The organism is Streptomyces sp. NPDC002104, from assembly GCF_053593795.1.
Map to the genome: position 1 here is coordinate 181896 of NZ_JBSFDF010000009.1, position 17688 is coordinate 199583.

Annotated in this window: 19 protein-coding genes, 1 tRNA gene and 1 pseudogene; 8 read left to right on the forward strand and 13 right to left on the reverse strand. The window is 70.6% G+C overall.

Annotated elements, in window-relative coordinates; translation table 11 throughout:
- Positions 1 to 132: 132 nt before the first annotated feature.
- Positions 133 to 1170, forward strand: coding sequence for a restriction endonuclease (locus tag ACWCP2_RS11400; RefSeq protein WP_450908353.1), 1038 nt, complete (start codon positions 133 to 135; stop codon positions 1168 to 1170).
- Positions 1171 to 1195: 25 nt separating this feature from the next.
- Here the strand turns inward: ACWCP2_RS11400 and ACWCP2_RS11405 are convergent, their stop codons facing one another.
- The 6 genes and pseudogenes from ACWCP2_RS11405 to ACWCP2_RS11430 form a co-directional block, all read right to left on the reverse strand.
- Positions 1196 to 1915 (reverse strand): class E sortase, encoded by a 720-nt coding sequence (locus ACWCP2_RS11405; protein WP_450908354.1) that lies wholly within the window; start codon positions 1913 to 1915, stop codon positions 1196 to 1198.
- A 65-nt stretch (positions 1916 to 1980) separates the two neighbouring features.
- Positions 1981 to 2658, reverse strand: a pseudogene (locus ACWCP2_RS11410) (class E sortase); the annotation flags it as partial.
- Positions 2659 to 2813: 155 nt separating this feature from the next.
- On the reverse strand, positions 2814 to 3452 hold the full coding sequence (locus tag ACWCP2_RS11415; RefSeq protein ID WP_254382122.1) for an aminodeoxychorismate/anthranilate synthase component II: 639 nt from the start codon (positions 3450 to 3452) through the stop codon (positions 2814 to 2816).
- Positions 3449 to 3649 (reverse strand): hypothetical protein, encoded by a 201-nt coding sequence (locus ACWCP2_RS11420; RefSeq protein WP_162688402.1) that lies wholly within the window; start codon positions 3647 to 3649, stop codon positions 3449 to 3451. Before ACWCP2_RS11420 ends, ACWCP2_RS11415 begins: the two co-directional genes overlap by 4 nt.
- Before the next feature lie 65 nt (positions 3650 to 3714).
- A complete protein-coding gene (locus ACWCP2_RS11425; protein WP_450908355.1) occupies positions 3715 to 4464 on the reverse strand; it encodes a class E sortase in 750 nt (249 codons plus the stop codon).
- On the reverse strand, positions 4433 to 5209 hold the full coding sequence (locus tag ACWCP2_RS11430; RefSeq protein WP_450908356.1) for a DUF881 domain-containing protein: 777 nt from the start codon (positions 5207 to 5209) through the stop codon (positions 4433 to 4435). Before ACWCP2_RS11430 ends, ACWCP2_RS11425 begins: the two co-directional genes overlap by 32 nt.
- A 91-nt stretch (positions 5210 to 5300) precedes the next feature.
- Between ACWCP2_RS11430 and crgA the strand changes: the two genes are divergently transcribed.
- Positions 5301 to 5555 (forward strand): cell division protein CrgA, encoded by a 255-nt coding sequence (gene crgA, locus ACWCP2_RS11435; RefSeq protein WP_250738676.1) that lies wholly within the window; start codon positions 5301 to 5303, stop codon positions 5553 to 5555.
- A gap of 106 nt (positions 5556 to 5661) precedes the next feature.
- Here the strand turns inward: crgA and ACWCP2_RS11440 are convergent, their stop codons facing one another.
- Both ACWCP2_RS11440 and ACWCP2_RS11445 read right to left on the reverse strand, forming a co-directional pair.
- Positions 5662 to 6546 (reverse strand): rhomboid family intramembrane serine protease, encoded by an 885-nt coding sequence (locus ACWCP2_RS11440; RefSeq protein WP_450908357.1) that lies wholly within the window; start codon positions 6544 to 6546, stop codon positions 5662 to 5664.
- Between the two features lie 108 nt (positions 6547 to 6654).
- Entirely contained in the window at positions 6655 to 7182 is a 528-nt protein-coding gene (locus ACWCP2_RS11445; protein WP_450908358.1) for a peptidylprolyl isomerase, read from the reverse strand.
- Positions 7183 to 7367: 185 nt separating this feature from the next.
- On the opposite strand from ACWCP2_RS11445, the gene ACWCP2_RS11450 reads away from it, so the two are divergent.
- Positions 7368 to 8120, forward strand: coding sequence for a DUF5324 family protein (locus tag ACWCP2_RS11450; protein ID WP_450908359.1), 753 nt, complete (start codon positions 7368 to 7370; stop codon positions 8118 to 8120).
- Between the two features lie 71 nt (positions 8121 to 8191).
- Here ACWCP2_RS11450 and ACWCP2_RS11455 read toward each other — a convergent pair whose 3' ends face one another.
- Both ACWCP2_RS11455 and ACWCP2_RS11460 read right to left on the reverse strand, forming a co-directional pair.
- Positions 8192 to 8698 (reverse strand): LysM peptidoglycan-binding domain-containing protein, encoded by a 507-nt coding sequence (locus tag ACWCP2_RS11455; RefSeq protein WP_450908360.1) that lies wholly within the window; start codon positions 8696 to 8698, stop codon positions 8192 to 8194.
- Between the two features lie 113 nt (positions 8699 to 8811).
- The gene (locus ACWCP2_RS11460; protein WP_450908361.1) at positions 8812 to 9291 is read right to left on the reverse strand and encodes a MarR family winged helix-turn-helix transcriptional regulator; all 480 of its coding nucleotides are present in this window, start codon (positions 9289 to 9291) and stop codon (positions 8812 to 8814) included.
- A gap of 104 nt (positions 9292 to 9395) precedes the next feature.
- Between ACWCP2_RS11460 and ACWCP2_RS11465 the strand changes: the two genes are divergently transcribed.
- Together ACWCP2_RS11465 and ACWCP2_RS11470 are read left to right on the forward strand one after the other, a co-directional pair.
- Positions 9396 to 10892, forward strand: coding sequence for an MFS transporter (locus tag ACWCP2_RS11465; RefSeq protein WP_450908362.1), 1497 nt, complete (start codon positions 9396 to 9398; stop codon positions 10890 to 10892).
- A gap of 233 nt (positions 10893 to 11125) precedes the next feature.
- A complete protein-coding gene (locus ACWCP2_RS11470) occupies positions 11126 to 11872 on the forward strand; it encodes a hypothetical protein (RefSeq protein ID WP_450908363.1) in 747 nt (248 codons plus the stop codon).
- Positions 11873 to 11925: 53 nt separating this feature from the next.
- On the opposite strand, the gene ACWCP2_RS11475 is transcribed toward ACWCP2_RS11470, so the two are convergent.
- Positions 11926 to 13083 carry an epoxide hydrolase family protein gene (locus ACWCP2_RS11475; RefSeq protein ID WP_450908364.1) on the reverse strand — a complete coding sequence of 386 codons (1158 nt, stop codon included), beginning with the start codon at positions 13081 to 13083 and terminating at the stop codon, positions 11926 to 11928.
- A gap of 116 nt (positions 13084 to 13199) precedes the next feature.
- Complete coding sequence (locus tag ACWCP2_RS11480; RefSeq protein ID WP_450908365.1) at positions 13200 to 13838, reverse strand: LysE family translocator; 639 nt, start codon at positions 13836 to 13838, stop codon at positions 13200 to 13202.
- A 159-nt stretch (positions 13839 to 13997) separates the two neighbouring features.
- Between ACWCP2_RS11480 and ACWCP2_RS11485 the strand changes: the two genes are divergently transcribed.
- Entirely contained in the window at positions 13998 to 15344 is a 1347-nt protein-coding gene (locus ACWCP2_RS11485; RefSeq protein WP_450908366.1) for an aminotransferase-like domain-containing protein, read from the forward strand.
- A gap of 103 nt (positions 15345 to 15447) precedes the next feature.
- Here the strand turns inward: ACWCP2_RS11485 and ACWCP2_RS11490 are convergent.
- Positions 15448 to 15520 (reverse strand) — tRNA-Ala (locus ACWCP2_RS11490).
- Between the two features lie 159 nt (positions 15521 to 15679).
- On the opposite strand from ACWCP2_RS11490, the gene ACWCP2_RS11495 reads away from it, so the two are divergent.
- Both ACWCP2_RS11495 and ACWCP2_RS11500 read left to right on the forward strand, forming a co-directional pair.
- A complete protein-coding gene (locus ACWCP2_RS11495; protein WP_450908367.1) occupies positions 15680 to 16231 on the forward strand; it encodes a helix-turn-helix domain-containing protein in 552 nt (183 codons plus the stop codon).
- A 50-nt stretch (positions 16232 to 16281) separates the two neighbouring features.
- Positions 16282 to 17571 carry a serine/threonine-protein kinase gene (locus ACWCP2_RS11500; RefSeq protein ID WP_450908368.1) on the forward strand — a complete coding sequence of 430 codons (1290 nt, stop codon included), beginning with the start codon at positions 16282 to 16284 and terminating at the stop codon, positions 17569 to 17571.
- Positions 17572 to 17688: the final 117 nt, after the last annotated feature.

Sequence of the window (17688 nt, forward strand, 5' to 3'; positions counted from 1 at the left end):
GAACACCACCGGGTCCGGCCCCTCTCTCCACGAGAGGGGCCGGACCCGTTTTTCGTACGTGTCTTCATATGTGCGGAATTCGTTAGCCCGGACGGGGGCGGGCGGCGGAGCCCGCCCGGGGAGGGACGGGTCATGATCAACGAATCGGTGCTGCTGGAGTCCCGCACTTTGCGCACGAGCGTCCTGGAGCGGACGGAGGTGCTGGACAGGGTGAAGGCGCTGTCCCTGCTGCCGGACGGACTGCACGTGACGACGGCGATGGTGGCGGCGTACTACGAGGTCGGCATCCAGGTCATGGACGCCTTGGTGTTCGATCACCGGGACGAACTCACAGCCAACGGCTACAGGGTTTTGACAGGTGCAGAACTGACTTACTTTAAGCAAGTCAGTGGGCTCAGCAGCCGCGCCCCGGCCATCGCCCTCTACTCCCGACGGACGGTCCTGAACGTCGGAATGCTCCTCCGCGACAGCAAAGTCGCACGTCAGGTGCGCGCGTACCTCCTCGACGCCGAGACCGAGACCCGTACACGCCCTGTGGACAACTTTGTCCACAGGGCCGGTTGGGGCGAGCTCGACGAGCGGATCGACAACCGCATCACCGACGTGCTCGGCATGACCGTCGTGCCGATGCTCAACGTCCTGATCGAGACCGCCGGCGAACAGCGACGGGAGTTGATCTCCCTCCGGGAGGACGTCCAGCAGATCCAGATGAAGCTCGTCGAGCACGACCTCCAGCTCAGCCGCCTCCAGCGCGGCCAGGACGTACGGGCCCTCACCGGGGTCATCGGGACCATCGACGCGATGAACTGGAAGGAGTTCGAGCTGCACGTCGCAGAGCTGCTGCGGCGGGACGGGTGCACCGATGTCGAGGTGTACGGCGGGCACGGCGGCGACCGTGGCGTCGACATCACCGCCACGACGGCGGACGGGCGCTCGGTCGCCGTCCAGTGCAAGAACTTCGCGCCCTTCCGGCACGTGCTCAGCGGCGAGATGCAGAAGTTCCTGGGCGCCGCCAAAGTGCTGCGACGGGCCGACGTGGCCCTCTATGTGGCCACCTGCGCCTTCACCCGTGAGTCCTTGGCCATCGCCGCTCAGGGGGGCGTCACAGCCGTCCACAGGGGGCTTCTGGAGGCTTGGAGCGCCGGAGTCCGGCTCCAGGTGCTGCGGTGACGCTGTCCGCGGCCCGGTACGGGGGCTAACGCAGCTCCGCCGGCGGCGTGCGCTTCGCGTCCACCTTCTCCGCGCGGACCAGTTCGCCCCAGACGATGTAGCGGTACTTCGAGGTGTACACCGGGGTGCAGGTCGTCAGGGTGATGTAGCGGCCCGGAGCCGTGCGGCCCGATTCCTTGGGGACGGGGCTGATCGCGTCCACGTTGTACTTCGAGGTCTGGGCGAGTTGCGCGAAGACCTTGTACACGTACCAGGTGTCGCGGGTCTCGAAGACGACCGCGTCGCCGTTCTTCAGCTTGTCGATGTTGTGGAACTTGGCCCCGTGCCCGTCGCGGTGCGCCGCCAGGGCGAAGTTGCCGCCCGCCGGGTCCCACGGCAGGGCCGATTTCACCGGCTCCGTGTAGTAGCCGGCGACGCCGTCGTTGAGGATCTCCGAGGCGGTGCCCTTCTTGACCAGCACCTCGCCGTTCTTCATCGCCGGCACGTGCAGGAAGCCGATCCCGCCCTGGGTGTCCAGCGACCCCGGCGCCGCGGACGCCCCCTGCGGGGGCGCCGCCCGCTCCCACTGCTCGCGCACCGCATCCCCGCGTGCGGAGGCGTCCCGGTCCGCCAGGACGTTCGTCCACCAGAGGGAGTACGCCACGAACAGCCCGAGCACCAGGCCCACCGTGATCAGGAGCTCGCCCAGCAGGCTCAGGAACCCCGCGAGGGCGCTGCGGCGCGGGGGCGGTGCGACACGTGACACTGCGGGTCCTCTACGGGCTTACGGGATGAGGGATCAAGCGATGAAGCGATGAAGGAATCAAGGGATCAAGGGCTGGTCAGCTCGGGCGGAGCGCCCTGACTGCGGGGGCGTTCAGCGGTCATCCTGCCCCATACGATCATCCGGTAGGTGCTGGTGAACTCCGGGGTGCAGGTGGTCAGCGTGATGTACCGGCCCGGTGATGCGAAGCCCGAGCCCACCGGCACCGGCTTGATGACCGACACGTTCGACGGCGGGGTCTGCGCGAGCTGCGAGGTCATCTCGTACGTGTAGTACGCGTCCCGGGTCTCCACCACGACCTTGTCCCCCGGCACCAGCCGGTTGATGTAGCGGAACGGTTCGCCGTGCGTGTTCCGGTGGCCCGCCAGGGCGAAGTTGCCCTGCGCATCGGCCGGCATCCCGGTCTTGAGCGGGCCGTCGGCGTAGTGACCGACCATGCCCTTGTCGAGGACCTTGGCCTTGTTCGTCCCCTCCGCCACCGGCACCTTCACGTCCAGCTTCGGGATGTACAGGATGGCGAAGCCCTGGCCCGGTTCGAACGCCGCCACCGGCGGGGCGGCCGCCCCGGCCGGATCGCGGTCCCAGTTCTTCAGCAGCGAGCCGGCCGCGTGGTCGGCCGTCCGGCCCGCCAGGTAGTTGGTGTACCAGAGCTGGTAGCCGACGAAGAGGAGCATCACCACGCCCAGCGTGATGAACAGCTCCCCGAAGAGCCTGCTGACGACCACGACCGGCCCGCCCGAGGCCGGCCGCCTGCGCCGCCGGCCGCGGCCCCGGCTCTGACCACGGCCCCGGCCGCGCGCACGCGTACGCTTCTCGGCCTCCTGCGCCGCCCTGCGTCGCGCTGCCCGGCCCTCGGTGGGCGCGGACGGCGCGAGCGCCGTCACGCGACGGCCTTGCCCACCACCGGGGCGAGCCCCACCGAGCGCTCCACCGCACCCGCGTCACCGCAGCGCACCAGCCAGTTCGCGAGCATCCGGTGGCCCCACTCGGTCAGCACGGACTCGGGGTGGAACTGCACGCCCTCGACGTCGTGCTCGCGGTGGCGCAGGCCCATGATGATCCCGTCCTCGGTGCGCGCCGTGACCTCGAGGGTGTCCGGGAGGGTCGGCGGCTCGGCCGCGAGGGAGTGGTAGCGGGTCGCGGTGAAGGGCGAGGGCAGGCCCTCGAAGACGCCGAGGCCCTCGTGGACCACCGGGGAGGTCTTGCCGTGCAGCAGTTCCGGGGCGCGGCCGACGACCCCGCCGTAGGCGACCGCCATCGACTGCATGCCGAGGCAGACGCCGAAGACCGGTACGCCCGTGTCCGCGCAGTGGCGGACCATGTCCACGCAGACGCCGGCCTCTTCCGGCGTGCCCGGGCCGGGGGACAGCAGGACGCCGTCGAAGCCGTCCTGGGCGTGGGCGAGCTCGACCTCGTCGTTGCGCAGCACCTCGCACTCGGCGCCGAGCTGATAGAGGTACTGGACCAGGTTGAAGACAAAGCTGTCGTAGTTGTCGACCACCAGAATGCGCGCGCTCACGGAGTCGCTCCCGATCCCTCGTCCACCGTCACATCGTTGAACGGAAGCAGCGGCTCGGCCCACGGGAAGACGTACTGGAACAGCACGAACACCACCGCGAGCACCAGCACGAGGGAGATCAGCACGCGTACCCACGCGTTTCCCGGCAAATGCCGCCAGATCCAGCCGTACATGCCGCCTGTGTCCTTTTCGTCCACGATCGTTCAACGCACCGCAGGGGCGGTACGTCCACAGCCTAAAGCCACCCGCCCGGCGCGGAGGGTCACCTTGCCAAACCCTTCGGTGAGCCCTGGGCGAGGGTCCGCACACCGGTCAGTTCGGCCCACACCACGAGCCGGTGGCTGTGGCCCCATTCCGGGTCGCAGGTGGTCAGCGTCAGGTACTTGCCCGGGCCGCCGAAGGGCGAGCGGGCCGGCACCGGATCGACGACGCCGACCTCCGTGGGGAGCGTGCGCAGCGCCCGCGCTCGGACGGTGTACGTGTACCAGCCGGTGGCGTCCTTGAGGACGACGAGGTCGTCGGGGCGCAGCTCGGGGATGTCCTTGAAGGGGTCCCCGTACGTGCGCCGGTGGCCGGCCACCGCGAAGTTCCCGGTGCCGCCGAGCCGGGCCGTGCCGGCGTAGTGGCCCAGGCCCTTCTTCAGCAGCTCCGTGCCCGTGCCCTCCAGGACGGGCTTGTTCCAGTCGGGTCCGAAGCGCGGGACGTACATCTCGGCGAAGGCCCGGCCGGGCGGGTACGCGGCGGTCTCGGGCGCGGTGGCCGGGGCGGCGGGGGTCGCCGGCGGCGCGGCCTGCGCGGCGGCCGCGGGCGCCGCGGACCAGCGGTCGCGCATGCGGGCCATCTCCCCGTCCATGGCCCGGTCGGCCTTGACCCCGGTCCACAGCAGGACGTAGGCCACGAAGAGCACGATGAGCGAGCCCGCGGTCAGGCACACCTCGCTGAACGTCCGGACCAGCAGGCGCGGCACGTCGACCTTGCGGTCACGGGGTGGCGGACTCCAGCGGCTTCGCATAGTGGAGGTCCACTGTGCCGGAGTAGCCCGGCAGTGTCAGCGCCTTGTGCTCGTCCACTTTCCAGCCGAGCCCGTACGCGTTCACGTACAGCTGGTAGTTCTGCAGCGCCGGGGAGGCCGCGAGGGCCTTCTTCAGCGCGCCGGGGTCGCCGACGGCGGACACCTTGTACGGGGGCGAGTACACCCGGCCCTGGAGGATCAGGGTGTTGCCCACGCAGCGCACGGCGCTGGTGGAGATCAGGCGCTGGTCCATGACCTGGATGCCCTCGGCGCCGCCCTGCCAGAGGGCGTTGACCACGGCCTGGAGGTCCTGCTGGTGGATCACCAGGTCGTTGGGCTGCGGCTCGGGCACGTTGGGGATGCGGGCCGTGGCGTTCGGGGGCGCGTCGTTCAGGGTGACGGTCAGGCCCTTGCCGCTGAGCTCCTGGGTGCCGGAGGCGGCGCGCAGGGCGGCGAGCTTGGCGTCCTCGGCCCGGGTGCTCCCGTTGTCGCGTTCGGCGAGGGCGTCGACCTGGTCGCGGGCGGTGGCGGTGCTCCGCTCCAGCTCCAGGTTGTTCTGGCTGCGCTCCTGGATCAGGTCGGACAGCTTGAGGAGGCTGGCGTCCGTCCGGATGTTCGTACCCTTGGAGGTGTTGAAGCTGGTGACGAAGATCAGGCCGGCGAGAGCGAAAACGGCGGCCGTGAGCAGCCGGACCGGTCTGGCACGGCGACGGGGACCCGCGGAGGAGTCGTCGGAATTGCTCAACGTACCCTTCTCCTTCAACGCCACAGGTCCACTACGCTAACGGACGCCCGGGGCAGGCCAGGTCCCCAGCCCATCGACAGGAGAGCCCCTCGTGCCGAAGTCACGTATCCGCAAGAAGGACGACTACACGCCGCCCCCCACGCGGACGCCGCAGTCGATCAAGCTGACGAACCGCAACTGGGTCGCCCCGGTCATGCTGGCGTTCTTCTTGGTCGGCCTGGCGTGGATCGTCGTTTTCTATCTGTCCGAGACCCAGCTTCCGATCGAAGCCCTCGGAAATTGGAACATTGTGGTCGGATTCGGCTTCATTGCGGCAGGATTCGGCGTCTCCACGCAGTGGAAGTAGTCCGGCTCCGCAAGCTCTCCCCATGAGTTATCCACAGCGTCATCCACACCTGAGGAAAAGACAGAAGATCTGTGGATAACTCTGTGGAGAGTTGACGCCGGTGTGATCAGGTGAGCGCGGAAAGCTCGGCCGTCCGGATCACGATCAGGGCTGTGGCCAGCAGGAACACCGCCACACAGGTGCCCCACTGGATGAATGTGCGATTCCGCGCGCCCATGTCCTTGGCGGGCCACAACAGGCCCAGCGCGACCAGTACGCCGGTGACGAGTCCGCCGATATGGGCCTGCCAGGACACGTTCAGCCCCGGTGCGAAGGTGAGCACCAGCATGAACACGGCCATGGTGATGAGCGGGCGCATTTCGTACCGCATCCGGCGGAACAGCACCACGGTGGCGCCGAGCAGTCCGAAGACGGCGCCGGAGGCGCCGAGGGTCGCCACGTTCGGCTCGCTCAGCAGATAGACGGCCGCGCTCCCGCCCAGGGCGGACAGCAGGTACACCGCGAGATAGCGGGCCCGGCCGAGGGCCTGCTCCAGCGGTCCGCCGATGAACCACAGGGCGAGCATGTTGCTGAAGATGTGCCACAGCTGGACGTGCAGGAACGTCGAGGTCAGCAGCCGGTAGTACTCACCCGTGGAAACGCCTTCGAGCGGTCCGCCCACCAGCTCCCGGTACCGGCCCAGGAGCTCCAGCTGGATCGCCAGCCCGGAGAAGGCGTGGACCGCGAGGAACATCCCCACATTGATCCCGATCAGGATCTTGGTGACCAGGTACGGATCGGCGGCGACCACCCCGCCCGCGATCGTGCGCGGGACGTTGGCGGCGGGCCCGTGCCCCGTTCCCGAGCCGCCGCGGACGCATTCGGGGCACTGGAAGCCGACCGAGGCGCTGATCATGCAGTCGGGACAGATCGGCCGCTCACAGCGCGTGCAGCTGATCCCGGTCGCGCGGTCCGGGTGCCGGTAGCAGCCCGGAATACGGTCGGTGTCCATCGGTCCCCTCGGTCGGCGGAGAACGCGGCGGCGGGAACGGCGGATCCGCCCGCGCCCGTCCGGTACGTATCGAGGACGGACGGGCGGGGCCGAAAGGTTCCCCTGCGGTCAGCGCTTCTCGATGACGACCGACTGGATGATCACGTCGTCGAGGGGCCGCTCGGTGCGCGGGTTGGTGGGACCCGCGGCGATGGTGTCGACGATCTTCTGGCTGGCCTTGTCGGCGATCTCCCCGAAGATGGTGTGCTTGCGCGTCAGCCAGGCGGTGGGGGCGACGGTGATGAAGAACTGGGAGCCGTTGGTGCCCGGGCCGGCGTTCGCCATCGCGAGCAGGTAGGGCTTGGTGAAGGCCAGGTCGGGGTGGAACTCGTCGGCGAACTGGTAGCCGGGGCCGCCGGTGCCGTTGCCCAGCGGGTCGCCGCCCTGGATCATGAACCCGCTGATGACGCGGTGGAAGACGGTGCCGTCGTAGAGCGGGTCCGTGGTCTTCTGGCCGTCCGTGGGACGCGTCCACTCGCGCTCACCGGTGGCGAGTTCGACGAAGTTCCGCACGGTCTTCGGGGCGAAGTTCGGCAGAAGCTCGATCTCGATGTCGCCGTGGTTGGTCTTCAGGGTGGCGTAGAGCTTCTCGGCCACGGATCTGCCTTCCCTAGTCATCACTGGTCATCACTGTCTGTTCCAGATCCTCCCACGGAGAGCTGCACAGGACGGAAATCGTCCACTCGGATGCCCTGTCGCGCATGCCGGTCGGCGGTATGGGAGGCATGATCCGACAAAGGGTGGAAAGGTGAACTGTGTCCGCCACCGAGGAGGAGGATCCCGTGACCCGCAAGGAAAGCGTGCGCCTGGCAGCATCAAGTGCCAGGGATACGGCGCGGCACGCAGCGGAAGTGGTGGCGCCGTACGCGGAATCCGCCAAGCACGCTGCGGTGCATTACGCCCACGAAGCAAATGAACGGCTCGCACCGAAAGTGTCTTACGCGGCCGGCGAGGCTGCCAAACAAGCCCGCCAGACGTACGGCTGCCACGTACAGCCCCGGATCAAGTCGGCGCGTGCGCACGTGCCGCCGCATGTCGACCGGGCGGCGACCAATGCCGTGAAGCAGACCCGCCTGGCGGCCCGGCACGCGGTGGACTACACGCAGCCGCGGCTGGAGAGCGTCTACGCGGCGGCGCAGCCGGTGGCCGAGGAGGCCGCGTCCCGGTCGACGGCGGCGCTGGCGGCGCTGCGCGGCCAGGTGTCGGCCAAGGAGGTCCAGCAGCTCGTACGGCGCCACGAGCGGCGTGCGCGCTGCGGCCGCCTGTTCAAGGGCCTGGCGGTGGTCGGCGTGCTGGCCGGCGGGGCCTACGCCGCGTGGCGGTGGTGGGACCAGCAGTCGAACCCGGACTGGCTCGTCGAGCCGCCGGCCGCCACCGAACTGTCGGGGCGCGAGGAGGCTCCGGCCGCCTTCGACGAGGAGCTGGCGGTGAAGGAGCGCGAGGCCGGGTCGGAGTTCGTGTCCAGCCTGGAGGAAGAGGCCGAGGCCGCCCAGGAGCGGATCGACGCGGAGGACGCGAAGCGCAAGCACCGCTGAGACGGCGTGAGATGTGAGTGGGGCCCGGATCCTGGGAAAGGATCCGGGCCCCACTCACATGTTCTCCCTTGCTAGCCGGGGAGGTTGAGCTTCATCCCCGGGTGGATCATGTCGGGGTTCGAGCCGATGACGCCCTTGTTCATCGCGTAGAGCTCGCGCCAGCGGCCCTCGTTGCCGAGTTCGCGGCGGGCGATCGCGGAGAGCGAGTCGCCCGAGCGGACGGTGTACGTGCGCTGCGCCTTGGGCGCGGGCTTCGGCATCGGGGCCGCGGGCACCGCCTTGTGCGCGGCGGAGGCCGGCGTGGGCGTGTGCGGGGCGGGCTTCGCGGCGGGGGGCATCGGTGCGGCCTTCGGCGGCATCGGTGCGGCCTTGGGCGGCGCGGCCGCCGCCATGCGTTCGGCGGCCGCCTTGGTCGCCGCTGCCGAGTCGGTGTACTTGCTCCCCGTGTCGGCGGGCATCGCGGACGGCGGCGCCGGGGCGGCCGCGGCCTGCTGTTGCACCTGCTCAGCCGCCTTTTCGGCGGCCTTCTCGGCTTGTTCCTTCTTCTTGTCGGACCTCATGAAGTCGAACAGTCCCATGTGCGTACGCCTCCGGCATGGTGGTGCCCCCCAGGGCTGAGTGCCTTGTTCCACTGTCCGCCAGAAGGCGCCGGACGGCCCTGCGACAGGGCCATCCGGGGGACGACCGAGCGCTACTGGCGGGCCCTGCGGGCGGGCCGCGGGCTCTCCGACGGGGTTTCCAGATCGCCCTTGACCAGCAGGTTCAGTACCCGCAGCACCGCCTCGCGGTCCGTGTCCGCGAGGGAGCCCAGGGCGTCGGCGTGCACCTGGTCGACGATGCGGCTGCTCTCCTTCACCAGGTCCGCGCCCTTGTCCGTGACGACGATGACGCGGGCCCGGCGGTCCGTGCTGGACTGCCGCCGCTCGGCCAGTCCGGCCTTCTCCAGGGCGTCGACGGTGACGACCATCGTCGTCTTGTCCATGCCCCCGATCTCGGCGAGCTGGATCTGTGTCCGCTCCTCCCCCAGTGCGTGCACGAGCACGCAGTGCATCCGTGCCGTGAGGCCGACCTGGTCGAGCGCCGCCGCCATGCGGGTGCGCAGGACGTGGCTGGTGTGGTCCAGGAGGAAGGAGAGGTCCGGCTCGTTCCGTGCGGGTGCCATGGCTGTCATGTCCGCCAGTCTAGCAATTCAGTCCCCAATAGATCGTCTGCAACAGAACTATCTGATACGGTCTTACCAAGTCAGCCCGCCGCGCTCACCGACTGGGGACACCGATGCCTGCCACCTCCGCTCCCGCCGCTCCCGCCGCTCCTGCGGCTCCCACCGCTTCCGCACCGGCCGCGCCCGCCGCACCGGCCGCACCGCGCGGGCTGCGCTCCCGCTGGACCGCCCTCGGGGTGCTGTCCACCGGCGTGCTGATGACCGTCCTCGACGGCAGCATCGTCACCGTCGCGATGCCGGCCATCCAGAAGGACCTGGGCTTCACCCCCGCCGGACTGAGCTGGGTCGTCAACGCCTACCTGATCGCCTTCGGCAGCCTGCTGCTCCTCGCCGGCCGGCTCGGCGACCTCATCGGCCGCAAGCGGATGTTCCTGGCCGGGACCGGCATCTTCACCGGAGCCTCGCTGCTCGCCGGATTCGCCGGCTCCCCCGAGGTGCTCATCGCCGCCCGGTTCCTGCAGGGTCTCGGCAGCGCCGTGGCCGCGGCCGTCAGCCTGGGCATCCTGATCACGCTGTTCACCGAACCGCGCGAGCGGGCCAAGGCCATCGCCGTCTTCTCCTTCACCGGTGCGGCCGGGGCCTCCCTGGGCCAGGTGCTCGGCGGGGTCCTGACCGACGCCCTCGACTGGCACTGGATCTTCTTCATCAACCTGCCCATCGGGCTCGCCGCCCTCGCACTGGCCCTGCCCGCGCTCCCCGCCGACAGCGCTCACGCCCGACCCGGCCTGCGCGCCGGCGCCGACGTCATCGGCGCCCTGCTGGTCACCGCCGGCCTGATGCTCGGCATCTTCACCGTCGTCGAGGTGGAGCGCTACGGCTGGCTCTCCGTGCACACCCTCGGCCTCGGCACGCTCTCGATCGCCCTGCTCGCCGGCTTCACCGCACGCCAGGCCAGGACCCGCACCCCGCTGGTACCGCTGCGCATCTTCCGTTCGCGGACCGTGGTCGGCGCGAACCTGGTCCAGATGCTGATGGTGGCCGCGCTGTTCTCCTTCCAGGTCCTCGTCGCCCTCTACCTCCAGAACGTGCTCGGCTACGGAGCCGCCGAGACCGGCCTGGCCATGCTCCCGGCGGCCGTGGTCATCGGCGCGGTCTCCCTCTTCGCCTCCGCCCCGCTCAACGCCCGCTTCGGTGAGCGCTTCGTCCTCCTGGCCGGACTGGCCCTGCTCGTCGCCGCCCTGGGGCTGCTGACCCGGCTCCCGGTCCACGCCGACTACGTCACCGACCTGCTCCCCGTGATGCTGCTGGCCGCCGGCTTCGGCCTGGCCCTGCCCGCCCTCACCGCACTCGGGATGTCCGGCGCCGACGAGCAGGACGCGGGGCTCGCCTCGGGCCTGTTCAACACCACCCAGCAGATCGGCATGGCCCTCGGCGTCGCCGTCCTCTCCACCCTGGCCGCCGCCCGCACCGACTCCCTGCTCGGCACCGGCCTCGACCGCGCCGAAGCCCTGACCTCCGGCTACCACCTGGCCTTTGGCATCGGAGCCGGGCTGATGCTCACCGCCCTCACGGTGGCGGCGACCCTGCTGCGGCCCGGCCGGCGCCGGTGACCTCGCCCCGATGTGTCACGACGGTGGGCCGCTCCGGTGGAGCGGCCCACCGTCGTTGCGCAGGGGGCCGTCCCCTGTTACCCACCCATGACAGGAAGCCCACGTTCCGGACGATCAAGATCCGTAGATTTCTCATCAGCAGCCCCGCAGACCTGACCGGACGAAACCCCGACAGCGACACCGCGGCATGCGACTCTCCGCCCTCTCCCAGACAATGTTTTCAAGGAGTCGTTATGCGTACCGCCCTCCGTACCTCGATCGTCACCGCCGCCCTCGCCGGAGCCCTCCTGGCGCCCGCCGCGACGGCCATCGCCGCGCCCGCCGCGCAGGCCGTGACCACGACGTCGGCGGTCACCGCGGTATCGGGCACGTCCCGGGACACCTCCGGCAACGACCGCTACGACGGCGAGAAGGTCATCGTCGCCAAGGGCCGGCTCGCGGTACTGCGCAACGGCGCCGAGGGCCCGGAGGTCTGGATCCGCGCCGTCGCGAAGGACTGGAAGCCGGGCGACGGCTGGGCCGGCCGCGTGCTGGCCAAGCTCGACCCGAACCACCGGCACGCCGTGGTCGACGGCATCCGGTACGACCTCGCGAAGATCGGCTCCGGCCGGTACGAGGGCCGCTACGGCCTCACCGTCCGGGTCCTCGGCGAGGACGGTTCCACCTCCTTCCACGTCCTGCCGAAGGCCGCACCCGCCCCGAAGCCCACCCCCAAGCCCTCGGCGAAGCCCACCAAGCCCGGCGTGAAGCCGGCCGCCTTCACGCCGGCCGTCGTGACGCCGCAGACGGCCGTGGTCGAGCCGCAGACCGTCGCCGTCCCCAAGGGCCCCGTCGCCGCGGGTGCCGAAATCACCGGGACCGTCCCCGCGGACACCGACAACAGCACCACCGCGATCACCGGCGCCGCCCTCATCGCGATCTTCGGCGGACTCGGTGCGACCTTCATGGTCCGCGCCCGCAAGGCCCGCGCCCGCGGCTGAACCACCTCCACCGGCCCGGGTCCGGGCCGGTGGGCCGGGACCCGGGCGGGCGCTCAGCGCGAGCGGAAGAACCGCCGGATGTCCCCGACCAGCAACTGGGGCTCTTCCAGGGCGGCGAAGTGGCCGCCCCGGTCGAACTCGGTCCACTGCACGATGTTGTTGGTCCGCTCGGCGAGGTGGCGCAGCAGGAGGAAGTTCTCGTGGGGGAAATGGGCGAGCGCGGTCGGGGCCTTCGACGGCTCGGGCGGTGCTCCCCAGTAACCGGCGTGTGCGCGCTCGTAGTAGAGCCGGGCCGAGGAGCCCGCCGTGGCGGTCAGCCAGTAGAGCATCACGTTCGTGAGGAGCAGGTCGCGGTCGACGGGCGAGCCCGTCCACTCGTGGAACTTCTCGGCGATCCAGGCGAGTTGGCCGACGGGCGAATCCGTCAGGCCGTACGCGAGGGTCTGCGGGCGGGTGGACTGGATGTCCGCGTACCCCTGGCGGTCGCGGGCCCACTCCTGGAACCGCTCCCAGGACGTCCGGGTGAGCGCGGCCTGTTCCGGGGAGAGGCCCAGCAGATCGGCCGGTTCCGGTTCCCGTGCCATGTAGGCGTTCGGGATCAGGTTCAGGTGGACACCGGTCACCTCGGGCCGGGTGCGGCCGATCTCGCGGGAGATCGCCGCGCCCCAGTCGCCGCCCTGGACCCCGTACCGCTCGTAGCCCAGCCGGCGCATGAGCTCGGCGAAGGCGGCCGCGACGCGCGTGAACTCCCACCCCGCCTCCCGGGTCGGCCCGGACAGGCCGAACCCGGGGATGCTCGGCAGGACCAGGTGGAAGGCGTCGGCCGGGTCGCCGCCGTGGGCGGCCGGATCGGTGAGCGGGCCGGCCACATCGGTGAACTCCACGATCGAGCCCGGCCATCCGTGGGTCATGAGCAGCGGGGTGGCGTCCGGTTGCGGTGACCTGATGTGCGCGAAGTGCAGGTGTGCCCCGTCGATCACGGTCGTGAACTGCGGCCACTCGTTCAGCCTGGACTCGGCGGCCCGCCAGTCGTACGTGTGGCGCCAGTACCGGACGAGGTCCTTCAGGTGGCCGCCCGGAATCCCGTACTCCCAGCCCGATCCGGGGATCTCGTCGGGCCACCGGGTGCGGTCCAGGCGTGCGTGGAGATCGTCCAGATCGGCTTGGGGGATGTCGACCCGGAACGGGGTGACCTTCTCTTCGGGGCGCATGTGGCACATCCTCTTTTCACAGGTCAGAGCACCTTTTTGGCGGAAGACCCCGCGGCGGGTCCACGATGCCACGGTTCATCGGCCGCGGGCCGGTGCTCCGGGCGGCGGGCGCCGCCTCAGGCCGGGCCCGAGGTGTCGAGGGCCAGGGTGAAGGCGAGGGTGCCGAGGACCGAACCCATCATGTAGCGCTGCACCTTGAGCCAGGAGGGGCGGCGGGCCAGGAAGCCCGCGATGGTGCCGGCCGCCAGGACGATGGCCAGGTTGACGGCGACGCTGACCACGATCTGGATCGAGCCGAGCACGATGCCCTGGAGGAGGACGTGGCCCTTGTCGAGGTCGATGAACTGCGGGATGAGCGAGAGGTACATGATGGCGATCTTCGGGTTGAGCAGGTTCGTCATCAGGCCCATCGTGAACAGCTTGCGCGGGGAGTCGTGCGGGACCTCCTGCGGGGAGAAGACCGAGAGGCCGCCCGGCTTGAGCGCGTTCCAGGCGAGGTGGGCGAGGTAGACCGCACCGGCCAGCTTCACCGCGAAGTACAGCTCGGGTACGGCGATGAAGACGACGGACAGGCCCAGGTTCGCGGCCAGCAGGTAGACCATGAAGCCGAGGGCCACGCCGCCCAGGGAGGTGATCCCGGCGCGCTTGCCCTGCGTGATGCTGCGCGAGACGAGATAGATCATGTTCGGGCCCGGGGTGAGCACCATGCCGAGCGCCACCACCACCACGCCGAGAACCCCGCTCAGTTCGACCATGGGAACACCCTCATTCACTGCTTCGATCTCGGTGCACTCCGACGACTCGGTGCAATGCTCGGATCATATTGATCCGAGTAACTCAGTACAATCCCCGATATTGCACTCGGTGCAATTCTGTGGTGGGATCGGGCGCATTCGACCGAGGGGAAAACCGCCGTGAAGGACTACCGGAGCGTCGCCGACGCGGTGGCCGAGCAGATCCGCACCGGAGAGCTCCGGCCGGGCGACCAGCTGCCCCCGCAGCGGGAGTTCGCCCGGCAGTACGGCATCGCCGGCTCCACCGCCGCCCGCGTCTACCGCGAGCTCGCCCACCGGGGCCTGACGCTCGGCGAAGTGGGCCGGGGCACCTTCGTCCGCGCGGAGTCCTCCCGCGCACCCGCCGCCGCCCCCGCGCTCACCGAACCCGCGGGCAGCCGGATCGACCTGGAGCTCAACTACCCGGTCGTTCCCGAGCAGACGGCGCTGCTGGCCGAAGGCCTCGCCGGGCTGATGCGGCCCGACGTCCTCGGCGACGCCCTGCGGCCGATCGGCGCCGCGGGCCTGCCCGCCGTACGGGAGTCCGCCGCCGGCCTGCTCGCCCGCGGCGGCTGGCGCCCCGCACCGGAGCGGGTGCTCTTCGCCGGCAACGGCCGCCAGGCCATCGCGGCCGTCATCACCGCCCTGGTCCCGCCGGGCGGCCGGCTCGGCGTCGAGGCGCTGACCTATCCCCTCGTCAAGGCCGTCGCGGCCCGGCTCGGCATCACCCTCGTACCGCTGGCCATGGACGACGCCGGGCTGCTCCCCGAGGCCGTCGAGGAAGCCCACCGCAGCGCTCCGCTCAACGCCGTGTACGTCCAGCCCGTACTGCACAACCCGCTCTCGCTCACCATGCCGCCGGAGCGCGTGGCACATCTGGCCGAGGTGCTGCTGCGGCTGGGGATCCCCGCGATCGAGGACACCGTCTGGGCCTTCCTCCGCGACGAACTCCCGCCGCTCGCCGCACTCGTCCCTGAGGGCACCGTCCTCGTCGACAGCCTGTCCAAGCGCATCGCGCCCGGACTGACCCTCGGCTTCGTGGTGGCGCCCGGCCCCCTGGTCGGCGACATCGCCACCTCCCTGCGCTCGGGCGGCTGGACCCCCATGCGGTTCGCCCTGGAGTCCACCCACCGCTGGCAGCAGGACGGCACCGTGGCCGCGCTCGTCGAGGCCAAGCAGCGCGAAGCCGTCGTACGCCAGGGCCTGGCGGCCCGGCACCTCGCCGGCTTCGAGGTGCGGAGCGATCCGTGCTCCTTCCACTGCTGGTGGCGGCTGCCCCGCCCGTGGCGCTCGGACACCTTCGTCGCGGCCGCCGCGCGGCACGGCATCGGGGTGGCGCCCGCCGCCGCGTTCACCGTCGGCCGCAACAACGCCCCCAACGCGATCCGGCTGGGACTGGCCTCACCGCAGGCCGACGTCCTCGTCCAGGCACTGGACACCCTGGCCGCCATCGCCCGGTCCACCCCCGACGACCTCGTCACCGACTGACCCCCGCCCGAGGGCGGCCCGGGGCCGCGCCGCCCCGGAACGGACCGACCCCACGAAAAACCCCCCTGACCGCGTTTCAGCAGGTCAGGGGGGTATTTTTCGGTGGAGCCTAGGAGATTCGAACTCCTGACATCTGCCTTGCAAAGGCAGCGCTCTACCAACTGAGCTAAGGCCCCGAATGTGGACGTGCCGATCCCCCGCGAGCGAGTGACCGTTCCGTAGGACAGAGTACCGGGTGTACCCCCTCATCCCGCAAAATGATAGGGACTCCCGCCCCGCGACCACGCTCCGTAAGATGCTCGCGAGGTTCGCACCAGCGAAGGGGAGTAGTAAGAGTGGACGCAGTACAGCAAGAGGCGACCGCGAGAGCCAGGGAACTCCAGCGGAGTTGGTACGGGGAGCCGCTCGGCGCGCTGTTCCGCCGGCTCATAGATGACCTCGGCTTGAACCAGGCCCGCCTCGCTGCCGTCCTCGGGCTGTCGGCGCCGATGCTGTCCCAGCTGATGAGCGGCCAGCGGGCCAAGATCGGAAACCCGGCCGTGGTCCAGCGGGTCCAGGCTCTCCAGGATCTCGCCGGCCAGGTGGCCGACGGGAGCGTCAGCGCGGGAGAGGCGACCGACCGGATGGACGAGATCAAGAAGACCCAGGGAGGTTCCGTCCTCAGCAACAGCACCGGCCAGACCGCCGCCGGCTCCGGCGCACCCACCGTCAAGCGCGTGGTCCGTGAGATCCAGTCGCTGCTGCGCTCGGTCTCCGCGGCCGGGGACATCATCGACGCGGCGGACACCCTCGCCCCCACCCATCCGGAACTGGCAGAGTTCCTCCGGGTGTACGGAGCGGGCCGCACCTCCGACGCCGTCGCGCACTACGAGGCGCACCAGAACTGACACGCCACGCACGCAACGGACGCAGCTGACGACGGGGGACGGGCGCAGCAATGGGTGAGATCTTCGCCGGCCGGTACGAACTGATCGACCCGATCGGACGTGGCGGCGCCGGCGCCGTATGGCGAGCCTGGGACCACCGGCGCCGCAGGTACGTCGCGGCGAAGGTCCTCCTGCACAGCGATGCCCACACCCTCCTGCGTTTCGTCCGCGAGCAGGCGCTGCGGATCGATCACCCGCACGTACTGGCCCCGGCCAGCTGGGCGGCGGACGACGACAAGGTCCTCTTCACCATGGACCTCGTCGCCGGCGGCTCCCTCGCCCATGTGATCGGGGACTACGGGGCCCTGCCGCCCCGGTTCGTGTGCACCCTGCTCGACCAGCTCCTGTCGGGACTGGCGGCGGTGCACGCGGAAGGTGTCGTGCACCGCGACATCAAACCGGCCAACATCCTGATGGAGGCCACCGGAACCGGGCGGCCGCACCTGCGGCTGTCCGACTTCGGCATCGCCATGCGCAAGGGCGAGCCCCGGCTGACCGAGACCGCCTACGTGGTCGGCACCCCGGGCTATCTCGCCCCCGAACAACTCCTCGGCTCCGAGCCGGACTTCACCGCCGACCTGTTCGCCGTCGGACTCGTCGGCCTCTACCTGCTCCAGGGCACCAGGCCCGACTCCCGGGCCCTCGCGGAGCAGTTCTTCACCCACGGCACCCCCGGTGCCCCCGAAGGCGTTCCCGCGCCGCTGTGGGACGTCCTGGCCGCGCTGCTCCAGCCGGACCCCCGGAGCAGGTTCCAGACCGCCACCGGGGCGCGCAGGGCCCTCGCCGAGGCCCTGGAGCTGCTCCCGCCGCCCGGACCGGACGCGGATCCGGTCGAGGTGTTCGACCAACTCGGCCCGGTGCCGCACGATTTCACGCCCCGAACACTCCGGGAAGCCGCCCACGAGACCCCGCCGACGGCGGATCCGGCGGGGACGGCCGCGCCGGCTCCCGCTCCCGCTCCCGTCACCGCGCCCCTCGGTGTGTTCGGCCCCTCGGAGACGGGCAGCTTCCACCTCCCTCCGCCCCAGCTCGCCACCGCCCCGACTCCGCAGGCCGCGCAGGCCTCGCAGACGGTGCCGACCTCGCCGACCTCGCCGACCGCCCCGTACGAGCACCCTCACCCGCACCCGTACGCACAGCCCCAGCCACACCCGCAGCCGCACCCGCAGACCCAGCCCGTCCCCCCGGCCGCACCCCGCGCGAGCACCCTCGCGCCCCCGCCCGCCAAGGTCGCCGCCGGCATCCTGCTCGCCGCCGTGCTCTGCTTCGCCGTCGGCATCTGGGCCCTGACCCGGATCTAGAGCGGGGCGGAGCCCGCCTAGGTGTGTTGTCCCGGGACGTTGGTGACACGCGTGCTGGGTTCTTGAAATGGGTGAGGGCCTCCGGGTTCGGTGTGGATTGCGACATCTGCACCGAAG

What these genes read in the sequence shown, in the direction of transcription:
- ACWCP2_RS11400 (WP_450908353.1), top strand. Translation starts at nt 133, where the DNA reads ATGATCAACGAATCGGTGCTGCTGGAGTCCCGCACTTTGCGCACGAGC.
- ACWCP2_RS11425 (WP_450908355.1), bottom strand. Translation starts at nt 4,464, where the DNA reads ATGCGAAGCCGCTGGAGTCCGCCACCCCGTGACCGCAAGGTCGACGTG.
- ACWCP2_RS11440 (WP_450908357.1), bottom strand. Translation starts at nt 6,546, where the DNA reads ATGGACACCGACCGTATTCCGGGCTGCTACCGGCACCCGGACCGCGCG.
- ACWCP2_RS11455 (WP_450908360.1), bottom strand. Translation starts at nt 8,698, where the DNA reads ATGGGACTGTTCGACTTCATGAGGTCCGACAAGAAGAAGGAACAAGCC.
- ACWCP2_RS11460 (WP_450908361.1), bottom strand. Translation starts at nt 9,291, where the DNA reads ATGACAGCCATGGCACCCGCACGGAACGAGCCGGACCTCTCCTTCCTC.
- ACWCP2_RS11465 (WP_450908362.1), top strand. Translation starts at nt 9,396, where the DNA reads ATGCCTGCCACCTCCGCTCCCGCCGCTCCCGCCGCTCCTGCGGCTCCC.
- ACWCP2_RS11470 (WP_450908363.1), top strand. Translation starts at nt 11,126, where the DNA reads ATGCGTACCGCCCTCCGTACCTCGATCGTCACCGCCGCCCTCGCCGGA.
- ACWCP2_RS11475 (WP_450908364.1), bottom strand. Translation starts at nt 13,083, where the DNA reads ATGCGCCCCGAAGAGAAGGTCACCCCGTTCCGGGTCGACATCCCCCAA.
- ACWCP2_RS11480 (WP_450908365.1), bottom strand. Translation starts at nt 13,838, where the DNA reads ATGGTCGAACTGAGCGGGGTTCTCGGCGTGGTGGTGGTGGCGCTCGGC.
- ACWCP2_RS11500 (WP_450908368.1), top strand. Translation starts at nt 16,282, where the DNA reads ATGGGTGAGATCTTCGCCGGCCGGTACGAACTGATCGACCCGATCGGA.